Origin of the sequence: Pseudomonas sp. PvP027 (assembly GCF_017833005.1) — a bacterium.
Classification (GTDB): domain Bacteria; phylum Pseudomonadota; class Gammaproteobacteria; order Pseudomonadales; family Pseudomonadaceae; genus Aquipseudomonas; species Aquipseudomonas congelans.
On record NZ_JAFIBK010000001.1, the window covers coordinates 1,305,916 to 1,318,470 of the forward strand.

General features: G+C 59.1%; 14 protein-coding genes. 10 read left to right on the plus strand and 4 right to left on the minus strand.

From position 1 onward, the window contains the following. Window positions 1-1,314: a guanine deaminase gene (gene guaD, locus JOE33_RS05105; protein ID WP_187625672.1), complete on the plus strand. Its 1,314-nt coding sequence runs from the start codon at window positions 1-3 to the stop codon at window positions 1,312-1,314. 329 nt (window positions 1,315-1,643) lie between these two features. On the opposite strand, the gene JOE33_RS05110 is transcribed toward guaD, so the two are convergent. Together JOE33_RS05110 and uraH are read right to left on the minus strand one after the other, a co-directional pair. After that, entirely contained in the window at window positions 1,644-2,393 is a 750-nt protein-coding gene (locus JOE33_RS05110; RefSeq protein ID WP_122693695.1) for a GntR family transcriptional regulator, read from the minus strand. Between the two features lie 111 nt (window positions 2,394-2,504). Further along, window positions 2,505-2,858 (minus strand): hydroxyisourate hydrolase, encoded by a 354-nt coding sequence (uraH, locus tag JOE33_RS05115; RefSeq protein ID WP_010427170.1) that lies wholly within the window; start codon window positions 2,856-2,858, stop codon window positions 2,505-2,507. Between the two features lie 389 nt (window positions 2,859-3,247). Between uraH and puuE the strand changes: the two genes are divergently transcribed. The 6 genes from puuE to JOE33_RS05145 all read left to right on the plus strand — a co-directional run bounded on the left by puuE (window position 3,248) and on the right by JOE33_RS05145 (window position 8,909). Continuing rightward, window positions 3,248-4,177: an allantoinase PuuE gene (puuE, locus tag JOE33_RS05120; RefSeq protein ID WP_010427172.1), complete on the plus strand. Its 930-nt coding sequence runs from the start codon at window positions 3,248-3,250 to the stop codon at window positions 4,175-4,177. Beyond that, window positions 4,174-4,689: a 2-oxo-4-hydroxy-4-carboxy-5-ureidoimidazoline decarboxylase gene (uraD, locus tag JOE33_RS05125; RefSeq protein WP_096139395.1), complete on the plus strand. Its 516-nt coding sequence runs from the start codon at window positions 4,174-4,176 to the stop codon at window positions 4,687-4,689. The genes puuE and uraD overlap by 4 nt, the downstream gene beginning before the upstream one ends. Before the next feature lie 41 nt (window positions 4,690-4,730). Then, window positions 4,731-5,726, plus strand: a complete 996-nt coding sequence (gene alc / locus JOE33_RS05130) for an allantoicase (RefSeq protein ID WP_003371441.1) — start codon at window positions 4,731-4,733, stop codon at window positions 5,724-5,726. Between the two features lie 220 nt (window positions 5,727-5,946). Then, entirely contained in the window at window positions 5,947-6,459 is a 513-nt protein-coding gene (locus tag JOE33_RS05135) for an ureidoglycolate lyase (RefSeq protein WP_003396316.1), read from the plus strand. Between the two features lie 5 nt (window positions 6,460-6,464). After that, window positions 6,465-7,757, plus strand: coding sequence for a urate hydroxylase PuuD (locus tag JOE33_RS05140; protein WP_187625673.1), 1,293 nt, complete (start codon window positions 6,465-6,467; stop codon window positions 7,755-7,757). A gap of 366 nt (window positions 7,758-8,123) precedes the next feature. Continuing rightward, on the plus strand, window positions 8,124-8,909 hold the full coding sequence (locus tag JOE33_RS05145) for an outer membrane protein OmpK (protein WP_003423373.1): 786 nt from the start codon (window positions 8,124-8,126) through the stop codon (window positions 8,907-8,909). A 177-nt stretch (window positions 8,910-9,086) separates the two neighbouring features. Here JOE33_RS05145 and JOE33_RS05150 read toward each other — a convergent pair whose 3' ends face one another. Continuing rightward, a complete protein-coding gene (locus JOE33_RS05150; RefSeq protein ID WP_010437195.1) occupies window positions 9,087-9,995 on the minus strand; it encodes a DUF808 domain-containing protein in 909 nt (302 codons plus the stop codon). A 148-nt stretch (window positions 9,996-10,143) separates the two neighbouring features. Beyond that, window positions 10,144-10,650 (minus strand): winged helix-turn-helix transcriptional regulator, encoded by a 507-nt coding sequence (locus JOE33_RS05155; protein ID WP_032611980.1) that lies wholly within the window; start codon window positions 10,648-10,650, stop codon window positions 10,144-10,146. A gap of 186 nt (window positions 10,651-10,836) precedes the next feature. Between JOE33_RS05155 and JOE33_RS05160 the strand changes: the two genes are divergently transcribed. From JOE33_RS05160 to JOE33_RS05170, 3 genes are all read left to right on the plus strand, one after another. Further along, window positions 10,837-11,853 (plus strand): 1-aminocyclopropane-1-carboxylate deaminase, encoded by a 1,017-nt coding sequence (locus JOE33_RS05160; RefSeq protein ID WP_096102889.1) that lies wholly within the window; start codon window positions 10,837-10,839, stop codon window positions 11,851-11,853. Window positions 11,854-12,012: 159 nt separating this feature from the next. Continuing rightward, window positions 12,013-12,252, plus strand: a complete 240-nt coding sequence (locus tag JOE33_RS05165) for a CopG family ribbon-helix-helix protein (protein WP_025991107.1) — start codon at window positions 12,013-12,015, stop codon at window positions 12,250-12,252. Beyond that, window positions 12,242-12,526, plus strand: a complete 285-nt coding sequence (locus JOE33_RS05170) for a type II toxin-antitoxin system RelE/ParE family toxin (RefSeq protein WP_010437186.1) — start codon at window positions 12,242-12,244, stop codon at window positions 12,524-12,526. Before JOE33_RS05165 ends, JOE33_RS05170 begins: the two co-directional genes overlap by 11 nt. Window positions 12,527-12,555 lie beyond the last annotated feature (29 nt).

Below are 12,555 nucleotides of genomic sequence, written 5' to 3' on the forward strand. Positions count from 1 at the left end.
ATGAGTTCAGTTTCCCGCCGTAAAGCCTATCGCGCCGCCATCGTTCACAGCCTCGCCGACCCGGCCGAAGTGGCGCTGGAGGCATCCTATGAATACTTTGCCGACGGCCTGTTGCTGGTCGAGGACGGCAAGATCGTTGCGGTGGGTCACGCTGCCGATCTGCTGGAGCGGCTCGACGACGATGTCGAGCTGATCGAATACCCCGACGCACTGATCACGCCGGGGTTCATCGACACCCATATTCACTTGCCGCAAACCGGGATGATCGGCTCCTACGGCGAGCAATTGCTGGACTGGCTCAACACCTACACCTTCCCCTGTGAAAGCCAGTTCACCGACCCCGCGCATTCGGCGCAGGTGGCCGACATCTTCATCAAGGAACTGCTGCGCAACGGTACGACCACGGCACTGGTGTTCGGCAGCGTGCACAAGGAATCGGTCGAGGCGTTTTTCAGCGCGGCCCAGGCACTTGATCTGCGCATGATCGCCGGCAAGGTGATGATGGACCGCAATGCGCCGGATTATCTGGTCGACACGCCAGAATCCGGGTATGCCGACAGCAAGGCGCTGATCGAACGCTGGCATGGCAAAGGGCGTTTGAGCTACGCAGTGACGCCGCGCTTCGCGCCGACTAGCAGCCCGGAGCAATTGAGCCTGGCTGGTCAGTTGCTGACCGAATACCCCGGCCTGTACCTGCAGACCCACATCAGCGAGAACCTTCAGGAGATCGAGTGGGTAAAGGCGCTGTTCCCGGAGCGCAAGCATTACCTGGACGTCTACGATCACTTCAACCTGCTCAGCGAGCGCTCGGTGTTCGCCCATGGCGTGCACCTGTGCGACGCACAATGCGCCCGACTGGCACAGACCGGCTCGGCGATTGCCTTCTGCCCGACCTCCAACCTGTTTCTGGGCAGCGGCCTGTTCGACCTGCCGATGGCCGAGAAGCACAAGGTGAATGTCGGTCTGGGCACCGACGTGGGCGGCGGCACCAGCTTTTCGATTCTGCAGACCCTGAACGAGGCCTACAAGGTCATGCAGATGCAGGGCGCCCGGCTCAATCCGTTCAAGTCGCTGTACCTGGCGACCCTGGGCGGCGCGCGGGCGCTGCGTCTGGAAGACAAGGTCGGCAGCCTGAAGCCCGGCAACGAGGCTGACTTCCTGGTGCTGGACTACAACGCCACCCCGCTGCTGTCGTATCGCTTGAAGCAGGCGAAGACTATCGAAGAGATTCTCTTCGTGCTGATGACGATTGGTGATGACCGGACCGTGAAACAGACCTGGTCAGGTGGGCGATTGGTGCATGACAGAGGCTAGCATCTCGTTCCTCACGCTCCAGCGTGGGAACGCAGTTCACGACGCTCTGCGTCGCCAAGAGGACGCGGAGCGTCCGGAACGGCATGACGACGCGGAGCGTCGCACGATAATTGAATCAGCAGGCCAGACCGACGCAGAGCCTCAGCACGAAGTTGAGATTATCGTTCCTCACGCTCCAGCGTGGGGATGCAGTTCGCGACGCTCTGCGTCTTCAAGAGGACGCGGAGCGTCCGGAACGGCATGACGACGCGGAGCGTCGCACGATAGTTGATTCTTTTGGCCAAACCGACGCAGGACGTCAGCACGACAGTTGAATTATCCGTACAGCCTCAACGCCCCTGCTTTTTCCGGCCCATGACATGCGAGAACACCGCATGCAAATCATCCGAGGCGCTGTCTTCGTCAAGGTTGAGCTTGCCGTCGATGTGGTCCATGTGATGCATCATCAATTCGACGGCCAGCGCTGTATTGCGGGCTTCGATGGCGTCGATCAACTGGCTGTGCTCATCGTAGGAACAGTGCGTGCGATTGCCGGTTTCGTACTGGGCAATGATCAGTGACGTCTGCGACACCAGGCTGCGCTGGAAGCTGATCAGCGGCGCGTTTCTCGCGGCCACGGCCAACTGAAGGTGGAATTCGCCGGACAGACGAATACCAGCGCCCCGATCACCGCGCGCAAAACTGTCGCGCTCGTCGCTGACCATCTGGCGCAACTCGGCCAGTTGCTCGGCAGTGGCGTGCTCGACCGCCAGTTCAGTGATTGCCTTCTCGACCATGCGCCGCGCGAAAAATACCTGACGCGCCTCTTCAACGCTGGGGCTGGCGACCACTGCGCCACGATTGGGGCGCAACAGCACGACGCCCTCATGTCCAAGCCGCGACAGGGCACGACGAATGATGGTACGGCTGACACCGAATATCTCGCCCAGCGCCTCTTCACTCAGCCTGGTACCCGGCGCCAGCCGCTGTTCCAGAATGGCATCGAAAACATGTTCGTAAACGACATCGTCCTGCGTGACGTTACGGCTGACGCCAAGGCTGCGCGGCTGTTTCTTGAGAGGCAGGGACTGGTCGTTCATGGGCACTCGCGCGCAGGTGGATTAAGGCGTCGGGACTGGCGCATTGTACACAGGGCAAAAGCGCAGACACGCACAGAAAAAAGCCCGCAGTGTGGGGCGGGCAAGAGGTATTCAGCTGCCCCGGTACGTCGAGTAGCTGTACGGCGAGATTAACAGCGGTACATGAAAGTGTTCCTGACCTGCATCAATGCCGAAGCGCAGCACCACCTCATCGAGAAAGGCCGGCTCATTCAGGGCAACGCCGCGCGCGCGGTAATAATCGCCAGCCTTGAAGTGCAACTGATAGACGCCGGATTGATAGGCCTCGCCCTGCAGCAACGGCGCATCGCAGCGCCCGTCGCTGTTGGTGAGCGCACTGACAATGTGCAGCAGTTGCTGGTCTTCGACCCGATACAAATCGATGCGGATGGCACTGCCCGGACAGCCGTGGGCGGCGTCCAGCACGTGTGTGGTCAATTTTCCCAAAACTTCACTCCTCACATCCGGCCATGGTGAAGCAGCGCACCAATGAAGTGCTCTACATCCTGCGATTGCGACCGATTAAGACACTTTCGGGAAAAGCTGTACACAATAAATTCCTGATCGCCCCACCGCCTGTAGCCAAGACGCTGGCTGGGCGCGGGATTGGCCAGACATTAAGGAAGCAGAGGAAAAATATCAGGTTTTTTACGATTAACTGACCAGTCAGGCAGGTTTCTTGCTTGCTTTACTCCTGCCGAAACACTTCGGTGCAGCAACGTACAGGGTTACAAGCTGAAAATAAAATTGTATACAATCTTGACCCGGCAGTGCCTTGATGGCCTCTGGCATTGCACCTGACTTAACGCACCCAATGTACAAAAAGGAAGCTTGCAGTGAGCGCTGACTACCCACGCGACCTGATCGGTTACGGCAACAAACCGCCTCACCCACGCTGGCCGGGCAATGCACGCATTGCCTTGTCTTTCGTGCTGAATTACGAGGAAGGTGGCGAGCGCAATATTCTGCATGGCGACAAGGAATCAGAAGCCTTTCTGTCCGAGATGGTTGCCGCGCAGCCACTCCAGGGCCAGCGCAACATGAGCATGGAGTCGCTGTACGAGTACGGCAGCCGCGCCGGTGTGTGGCGCATTCTCAAGCTGTTCAGGCAGTTCGATATCCCCCTGACCATTTTCGCCGTCGCCATGGCTGCGCAGCGTCATCCGGAGGTGATCCGCGCCATGGTCGCCGAAGGTCATGAGATCTGCAGCCACGGCTATCGCTGGATCGACTACCAGAACATGGACGAAGCCCAGGAGCGCGAGCACATGCGCCAGGCGATCCAGATCCTCACCGAGATCAGCGGCGAACGGCCGCTGGGCTGGTACACCGGGCGCACCGGCCCCAACACCCGGCGCCTGGTCATGGAGGAAGGCGGGTTTCTCTACGATTGCGACACCTACGACGATGACCTGCCGTACTGGGAGCCGAACAACCCGACCGGCAAGCCTCATCTGGTGATTCCGTACACCCTGGACACCAACGACATGCGTTTCACCCAGGTGCAGGGCTTCAACAATGGCGAGCAGTTCTTTCAATACCTCAAGGACGCCTTCGACGTGCTGTATGCCGAAGGCGAAGACGCACCGAAGATGCTTTCCATCGGCCTGCATTGCCGCCTGATCGGCCGCCCCGCCCGCCTCGCCGCACTCAAGCGTTTCATCGAGTACGTCAAAGGCCATGAGCAGGTGTGGTTTACCCGTCGTGTCGATATCGCCCGGCACTGGCACACTGAACATCCGTTTACCGGCAAGGCCGAGCAATGAGCGCGTTCAAGACACTGACACCTTCAAGCCTGGGCCGGGATGCGTTCGTCGCGGCCTTCGCCGATATCTACGAACACTCACCGTGGGTCGCGCAACAGGCGTTCGACCAGAGCACAGGCCCGCAACTCGATCAGGTCGAGACCCTGCATGAACGCATGAGCGAGATCCTGCTGGGAGCCACACACGAGCAACAACTGGCACTGATCAATGCCCACCCGGATCTGGCAGGCAAGGCTGCCGTCCAGGGCGAGCTGACTCAGGCCAGTACCGATGAACAGGCCGGCGCCGGTATCCACCACTGCACGCCTGAAGAATTTCAGCGCTTCACCGAGTTGAACGAGGCTTACAAGGCCCGCTTCGGCTTTCCGTTCATCATGGCGGTCAAGGGCAGCGACAGGCATAAGATTCTGGCGGCGTTCGAGCAACGCATCCATCACTCGCCCGAGGCCGAGTTCGCTTGCGCCCTGGCCGAGATCAACAAGATCGCACTGTTTCGTCTGCAGGCGCTTTGAGCGTCGCAGTCATAACCGTATTCAGAAGGCAGACAAAGAGCATGAAAGTTTACGCCGCACCGTTCGAGAAGTTCGTGAACCTGGCCGACGCGCGTCTGGGCACCAAAATCCTTTCGGTCACCGATGACTGGTTCGCCGATGCCAACCGGCTGTTCCAGCCAACCCCGGCCGTCTGGAAAGAAGGCGTATTCGACGACAACGGCAAGTGGATGGACGGCTGGGAGTCGCGCCGCAAGCGCTTCGAAGGGTACGACAGCGCGGTGATTCGCCTCGGTGTGGCGGGAACCATCAAAGGCGTGGACATCGACACCTCGTTTTTCACTGGTAACTTCCCGCCTTCCGCGTCGCTGGAAGCCTGCTTCCTGGCGTCGGGCGAGCCCGATGAGAACACCGCCTGGACCGAAGTCCTGCCGTCTGTGGAGCTGCAAGGCAACAGCCATCATTACCATGAGATCAGCAACGATCAGGCGTTCAGCCACCTGCGCTTCAACATCTACCCGGACGGCGGTGTCGCGCGTCTGCGCGTGTACGGTGTGCCGCATCGCGACTGGTCGAAGGTCAGCGAGGACGAGCAGATCGACCTGGTTGCGGCGCTCAATGGCGGTCGATCGATTGCCTGCTCCGATGAGCACTACGGCAGCATGAGCAACATCCTCAACCCTGGTCGCGGTGTGAACATGGGCGACGGCTGGGAAACCGCACGCCGCCGTACACCCGGCAACGACTGGGTGATCGTGGCGCTCGGGCACAAGGGCGAGGTCGAGAAAGTGATCGTCGATACCCTGCACTTCAAAGGCAACTACCCGGACAGCTGCTCGATCCAGGGCGCCCTGGTCAAGGGTGGCACCGACAGCCAGATCGAAACCCAGAGCCTGTTCTGGCGCGAGTTGCTGCCGAGCCAGAAGCTGACCATGCACGCCGAGCACGAGTTCGCCGAGCAGATCAAGGCGATCGGCCCGATCACCCACATCCGTCTGAACGTATTCCCGGACGGAGGCGTGAGCCGCCTGCGAGTGCTGGGCAAGGTGGCCAGATAAAACGCGCCGGAAGTCAGCAGAAGGTAACAGGCTATCGTTCCCACGCTCTGCGTGGGAATGCAGTTCCGGACGCTCTGCGTCCTGTCTTGAGTGTGTGGCGCGGCGTAGAGTTGTGACGCAGAGCGTCACGAAATGCATGCCAACGCAGAGCATTGGCACGATAGTCATCAATACGAATGTGCAAACGACCCACCCTCGAAACCATTGAAGAAGAACCCGCATGCGCAAACTGATAATCGAGCCACTGACCAAGGAAGCCTTTGCGCCATTCGGTGATGTGATCGAAACCGACGGCAGCGATCACTTCATGATCAACAACGGCTCGACCATGCGCTTTCATCGTCTGGCTGATGTGCAGACCGCACAGCCTGAGGACAAGGCGATCATCAGCATCTTCCGCGCCGAAGCCCTGCCGATGCCGTTGACCATCGGCATGCTGGAGCGTCATCCGCTGGGCAGTCAGGCCTTCGTGCCGCTGCTCGGCAACCCTTTTCTGATCGTGGTCGCGCCGGTTGGCGATGAGCCTGAATCAGAGGCGACCCGCGCCTTCGTGTCGAACGGCAGGCAGGGTGTCAATTACCATCGCGGCGTCTGGCACCATCCGGTGCTGACGATCGAAAAGCGGGATGACTTCCTGGTGGTTGATCGCAGTGGCGAAGGCAACAACTGCGACGAGCATTATTTTGCCGAGAGCCAGTTGCTGGTTCTCGATCCCCACCCACTGGAAGGGTAAACACCGTGCTGGCACATATGATGGAATGGCTGAATCTGGGCGTGCGCTGGATTCACATGATTGTCGGCGTCGCCTGGATCGGCGCATCGTTCTACTTCGTCTGGCTGGAGAACAACCTCAACCGCAGCAACCCGCGTGAAGGCCTGTCGGGTGATCTGTGGGCGATCCACGGTGGCGGCATCTACCACCTGGAGAAGTACAAGCTCGCACCGCCGACCATGCCGGAGAATCTGCACTGGTTCAAATGGGAAGCCTATTCGACCTGGCTGTCCGGCGTGGCCCTGCTGTGCGTGGTGTTCTACGCCAACCCGACGCTGTACCTGCTGGCCCCGGGCAGCAGCCTGAGTGGCGCCGAGGGGGTGCACATCGGCCTGGGCTCGTTGTTCGCTGGCTGGTTCATCTACAGCTTTCTGTGTGACTCGCCACTGGGCAAGCGCCCTGCCCTGTTGGGCGTGGTCCTGTTCGTGCTGCTGGTGGCGGCGGCATATGGTTTCAGCAAAGTGTTCAGCGGTCGCGGTGCCTATCTGCATGTGGGCGCGATCATGGGCACCATCATGGTCGGCAACGTGTTCCGCATCATCATGCCGGCCCAGCGCGCGCTGGTGGCCGCCATTGCCGAGAACCGTACGCCGGACCCAAGCCTTCCGGCAAAAGGCCTGTTGCGTTCACGACACAACAACTACTTCACCCTGCCCGTGCTGTTCATCATGATCAGCAATCACTTTCCAAGCACCTACGGCAGTGAGTACAACTGGCTGATTCTTGCAGGCATCGCGCTGCTGGCCGTGCTGGTGCGCCATTACTTCAATACACGCCACGACAGCCATCGATTTGCCTGGACCCTGCCCGTCGCGGCGCTGGGCATGCTGTGCCTGGCGTATGTCACCGGCCCTGCGCAAGCGCCGGCAAAGATCGTCTATCAGCCAATGCCCGGTACAGCGGTCGGCGGGCATCGGGCTGATGAGCAGCCTGCGCAACCCGCCGCTGCACCTGCCCAGGCAGCACCTGCCCAGCCCGAGCCTGCCAAGGTGGCAGGTGCAGACTTCAACAAGGTGCACGACGTCATCCGGCAACGTTGCTCGGTCTGTCACTCGGCCACGCCTACCAGTCAGCTGTTCAGCGTCGCTCCGGCCGGCGTGATGTTCGATACGCCTGAGCAGATCCAGCAGCAGGCACCGCGCATCAAGGCGCAGGCAATCACCGCGCCGATCATGCCGCTGGGCAATATCACCCAGATGACCCAGCAGGAACGTGATCTGGTAGGCGCCTGGATCGATCAGGGCGCACACATCAACTGAGACAACGGGCATTGCCCTGTTTTCGCTCCGGACGCCCTGCTCTGGAGCACTTGAGCACGGCGACGCGAGTCAGTATCCTCCGCCGCCGCTGCCAACCCGCCCCTCTCCTTCCCGCTAACTGAACCTGACCCGGGCGGCCCACTGGCTGAACGGCGCTCAGAACGCTGCCCATTCGGAAAAATGATCTGAAATCGACACGTTGATGCCGGTTTGAAGGGTTACTTAAACTTTTTTTCACTGATTGGCGCAGCTCTTGCTAACAACACAAAGCTGACCAGACAGACAAATTATTGCAAGCATCGACAAGGCGTCACGCATAGAACGCCAGTCCGAAAAAATCACGATCTACATCAAGGGGCTCACCGCATGAACCGTACGATTTCCAGTGCATTACTGGCCAGCAGTCTGCTGGCTGCTGCACCCGCCATGGCAGGGGATATCTTCCAGTGGCAGAGTAATAGCCTGACCTATCTCAATGGACGAGACTTTGCTGTCAACCCGGAAAATCAGCAGACCTTCACCTTTGAGCACGCGGACAGCTGGAAGTACGGCGACAACTTCTTCTTCGTCGACAAGATCTTCTACAACGGCAAGAAAGACGCGACCGCTGGCGATAACACCTATTACGGCGAGTTCTCGCCACGCCTGTCACTGGGCAAGATCTTCGGCCAGAAGTTCGAGTTCGGGCCAATCAGCGATGTACTGATTGCCGCAACTTACGAGTTTGGTGAGGGCGATAACGAGTCGTACCTGATCGGTCCGGCGTTCGACTTGAAGATTCCGGGTTTCGACTATTTCCAGCTTAACTTCTACCAGCGCCAGACCGAGGGCAATCGCCCGGGCGACGGCGTGTGGCAGATCACTCCGGTGTGGTCCTACACCATTCCGGTGGGCAAATCGGATGTGCTGATCGACGGCTTCATGGACTGGGTGGTCGACAACGACAAGACCTCGCGTGGCACTTACCACTCCAACCTGCACTTCAACCCGCAGATCAAGTACGACCTGGGCAAGGCACTGAATTACCCGGAGCGGCAGCTGTACGTAGGTATCGAATACGACTACTGGACCAACAAATACGGCATCAAGGACACCAGTTCCTTCGACACCGATCAGAACACCGCGAGTTTGCTGGTAAAGGTGTTCTTCTAAGCACGTTGTTTGACGGTGATGACGCTCACTCCCAAGTTCTGTGGGAGCGAGCTTGCTCGTGAAGGCGGTGTTTCAGACACCCTTCGGTTGGCTGTATCAACCCCTTCGCGAGCAAGCGAAGCGTCGCCCGGCTCGCTCCCACGGCCTTGAATCAGAAGTGTGGAGCCCCTCCTCCACTCACTCCTTCGCAGCTTTCCAGACCTTGCCAATCAGCGTCACGACCAGCACCAGCACGGCACCGGCAATGATCCCGGCGACCGCATCGACCAGCGTCGGGACGACCATCGACAGACCGCCTACCGCACCCGCTGCCGCTTCGGTCACGCCTTCGACCCAATGATGAGCGAACGGCAGGCCGTGGACCAGAATCCCGCCGCCGACCATGAACATGGCAGCAGTCCCGACGATCGACAGTACTTTCATCAACACCGGTGCCAGCCACAGCAGGCCGGCGCCGATCTTTTGTGCAGCCGAGGCTGCGCTTTTCTTCAGGTACAGGCCCAGGTCATCGAGTTTGACGATACCGGCCACCAGCCCGTAGACACCCACAGTGATCAGTACTGCAACGATGACCAGCACGCCGACCTGATCCATGAAGGGTCTGGCCGAGACCACGCCCAGCGCGAGCACGATGATTTCCGCCGAAAGAATGAAGTCAGTGCGAATCGCGCCTTTGATGCGCTCCTTTTCGAACGCCACCATGTCCACGGATGCATCCGTCGACGCCTGCTTGCGCTGCTCATGTTCTTCGCCGGTTTCGGGATGCAGCCATTTATGGGCGATTTTCTCGAAGCCCTCGAAGCACAGAAATGCCCCGCCGATCATCAGCAACGGCAGAATCGCCCAAGGTGCGAAGGCACTGATCAGCAATGCTGCCGGAACCAGAATGGCCTTGTTGAGCAGCGACCCCTTGGCCACGGCCCAGACAACCGGCAATTCGCGATCCGCTGAAACACCGGTGACCTGCTGGGCATTGAGCGCCAGATCATCACCCAGCACACCCGCCGTTTTCTTCGTGGCCAGCGCCACGTCGTCGAGCAACGTTGCAATATCGTCAAGCAGGGTAAGCAAGCTTCCAGCAGCCAAAATGAAAATCCTTGAGCAAGTAAAAAAAAGAAAACGGCACTGATTGAATCATGCGCCAGAGTCAATCGTGTGGCAGTCAACAGCTCTGACCTTGGTCAGACGTGAACGTTTGACGCTGCATGCAGCAAACAGGCCACGCCGAAACCCGTCAGATAGGTAACTGTGTCGTGGAGACGACCTGACGCAGCCCCATGAACGAACGAATCTGTCTGACACCGGGCAGGTACAGTAACTGTTCGGCGTGCAGGCGGTTGAAGCTCTGACTGTCCCTGGTGCGCAGCAACAAGAAGTAGTCGAACTCGCCGGTGACGACATGAAACTCCATGCAGCCGGAAACCTTCTGCGCGGCGGCTTCAAACTGGGCAAATGAATCCGGTGTCGAGCGGTCCAGCACGACACCGATCAGCACCACCATGCCCGCGTCCAGAACATCGCCATTGAGCAACGCCACCACGCCCTTGATCACGCCCGCCTCTTTCAGCCGCTCGACGCGCCGCAGGCATGCAGGCGGACTCAGTTTGACCTTCTCGGCAAGTGCCACATTGGAAATGGACGCGTCACGTTGCAGGGTCTTGAGGATGGCGCGGTCAATCCTGTCCAGCAGCGGCGTCACATCGGCACCGGACTTTTTAGTGCGTTCATTTATTGCTTTCATAATGAAAATCACACAATAAAAGTCTGTTTAGTTGCATTCAGGCTAACGCTTATTTTGTAGATAGACAATTCTTTGCAACCACGATTATTTGCAGTTTTCCTATGATGGGAGCCATGCCGGGCAGCTCGATAAACACATCGAGACCCGCCTTCAATGCCCGCATCAACTTATCAACGGAGACCCGATATGAACCTGAGCAAGTTCAAGCGCTACCCTCTGACCTTCGGTCCCTCGCCTATTACTCCCCTGAAACGCTTGAGTGAGCATCTGGGCGGCAAGGTCGAGCTGTATGCAAAGCGCGAGGATTGCAACAGCGGTCTGGCCTTCGGCGGCAACAAGACCCGCAAGCTGGAATACCTGGTGCCGGAAGCCATCGACGGCGGCTACGACACGCTGGTATCGATCGGTGGCATCCAGTCCAACCAGACCCGTCAGGTGGCGGCCGTGGCGGCGCATCTGGGCATGAAGTGCGTGCTGGTGCAGGAGAATTGGGTCAACTATTCGGACGCGTTGTACGACCGGGTCGGCAATATCGAGATGTCGCGCATCATGGGCGCCGATGTGCGCCTGGATTCGGCAGGCTTCGATATCGGCATTCGCCCGAGCTGGGAAAAGGCCATGGCCGACGTCGAGGAAAGCGGCGGCAAACCGTTCCCGATTCCAGCAGGCTGCTCGGAACATCCTTATGGCGGCCTGGGGTTCGTGCGTTTTGCCGATGAGGTGCGCCAGCAGGAAGAAGAGCTGGGCTTCAAATTCGACTACATCGTGGTCTGCTCGGTGACCGGCAGCACTCACGCGGGCATGCTCGTCGGCTTCGCGGCCGATGGCCGGGCACAGCGCGTGATCGGTATCGACGCGTCGGCCAAACCGGAAAAGACCCGCGCGCAGGTCCTGCGCATCGCTCAGAACACCGCAAAACTGGTGGAGCTGGGCCGCGAAATCACCGCCGAAGACGTGGTGCTCGACACCCGCTACGCCTACCCGGAATACGGCCTACCGAACGATGGCACCCTCGAAGCCATCCGCCTCTGCGCCCGCCTGGAAGGCGTGCTGACCGACCCGGTCTATGAAGGCAAATCCATGCACGGCATGATCGACATGGTGCGCAACGGCGAATTCCCCGACGGCTCGAAAGTGCTCTACGCCCACCTCGGCGGCGTGCCGGCGTTGAACGCCTACAGTTTTCTTTTCAAGGACGGTTGAGCCACCCCAAAAGCTGCTCGAATGGCCCGTGAATTCGCGGGCTATTTTGCACCCGCTCAAAAAGCCGGCAAACCTGAAATGGAAACCGCATCCACACGCGTATTCACATGTATTACACTGCACCCTCATGTAATACAAATAACTACGTGTGAGGTGTATATGTCCACAATGTCTCTACGTCTGCCGGACGAAATGGCAGATACCCTTGCACACCTTGCAAAGGCGACCGGGCGCAGCAAGTCATTTTTGGCCCTCGACGCGCTCCGCGAATACCTGACACGCGAGGCTTGGCAGATCGCCGAAATTCAGCGTGCGATCGAAGAAGCCGACGCCGGCGAGTTCGCAAGCCCAGACGACGTAAAAGCTGTCATGAACAAATGGTCAGGCAATGCAGGTTGAGTGGCTCAAAACGGCACTAAAGAATCTGGATGAGGAGGCAGCGTATATCGCACTGGACAATCCAGCTGCTGCCGCTGCTTTCGTGAAGGCCATTCAATCAAGCGTAACGCAGCTCGCGAGTTTTCCCGCCATGGGCCGGGAAGGACGGATTGCCGGAACCAGAGAATGGCCTCTGCCAGACCTGCCTTACCTGATTCCATATCGCATCCGTAGCGGCCGACTACAGGTTCTACGGATTTTCCACACCAGAAGACAATCGCCACCCGCGTGGTAAACCGCAGATACGTTTGCTGCACACAGCTT

What these genes read in the sequence shown, in the direction of transcription:
- guaD (WP_187625672.1), top strand. Translation starts at nt 1, where the DNA reads ATGAGTTCAGTTTCCCGCCGTAAAGCCTATCGCGCCGCCATCGTTCAC.
- JOE33_RS05160 (WP_096102889.1), top strand. Translation starts at nt 10,837, where the DNA reads ATGAACCTGAGCAAGTTCAAGCGCTACCCTCTGACCTTCGGTCCCTCG.
- uraD (WP_096139395.1), top strand. Translation starts at nt 4,174, where the DNA reads ATGAGCGCGTTCAAGACACTGACACCTTCAAGCCTGGGCCGGGATGCG.
- JOE33_RS05155 (WP_032611980.1), bottom strand. Translation starts at nt 10,650, where the DNA reads ATGAAAGCAATAAATGAACGCACTAAAAAGTCCGGTGCCGATGTGACG.
- JOE33_RS05135 (WP_003396316.1), top strand. Translation starts at nt 5,947, where the DNA reads ATGCGCAAACTGATAATCGAGCCACTGACCAAGGAAGCCTTTGCGCCA.
- JOE33_RS05170 (WP_010437186.1), top strand. Translation starts at nt 12,242, where the DNA reads ATGCAGGTTGAGTGGCTCAAAACGGCACTAAAGAATCTGGATGAGGAG.
- JOE33_RS05145 (WP_003423373.1), top strand. Translation starts at nt 8,124, where the DNA reads ATGAACCGTACGATTTCCAGTGCATTACTGGCCAGCAGTCTGCTGGCT.
- alc (WP_003371441.1), top strand. Translation starts at nt 4,731, where the DNA reads ATGAAAGTTTACGCCGCACCGTTCGAGAAGTTCGTGAACCTGGCCGAC.
- JOE33_RS05110 (WP_122693695.1), bottom strand. Translation starts at nt 2,393, where the DNA reads ATGAACGACCAGTCCCTGCCTCTCAAGAAACAGCCGCGCAGCCTTGGC.
- JOE33_RS05165 (WP_025991107.1), top strand. Translation starts at nt 12,013, where the DNA reads ATGTCCACAATGTCTCTACGTCTGCCGGACGAAATGGCAGATACCCTT.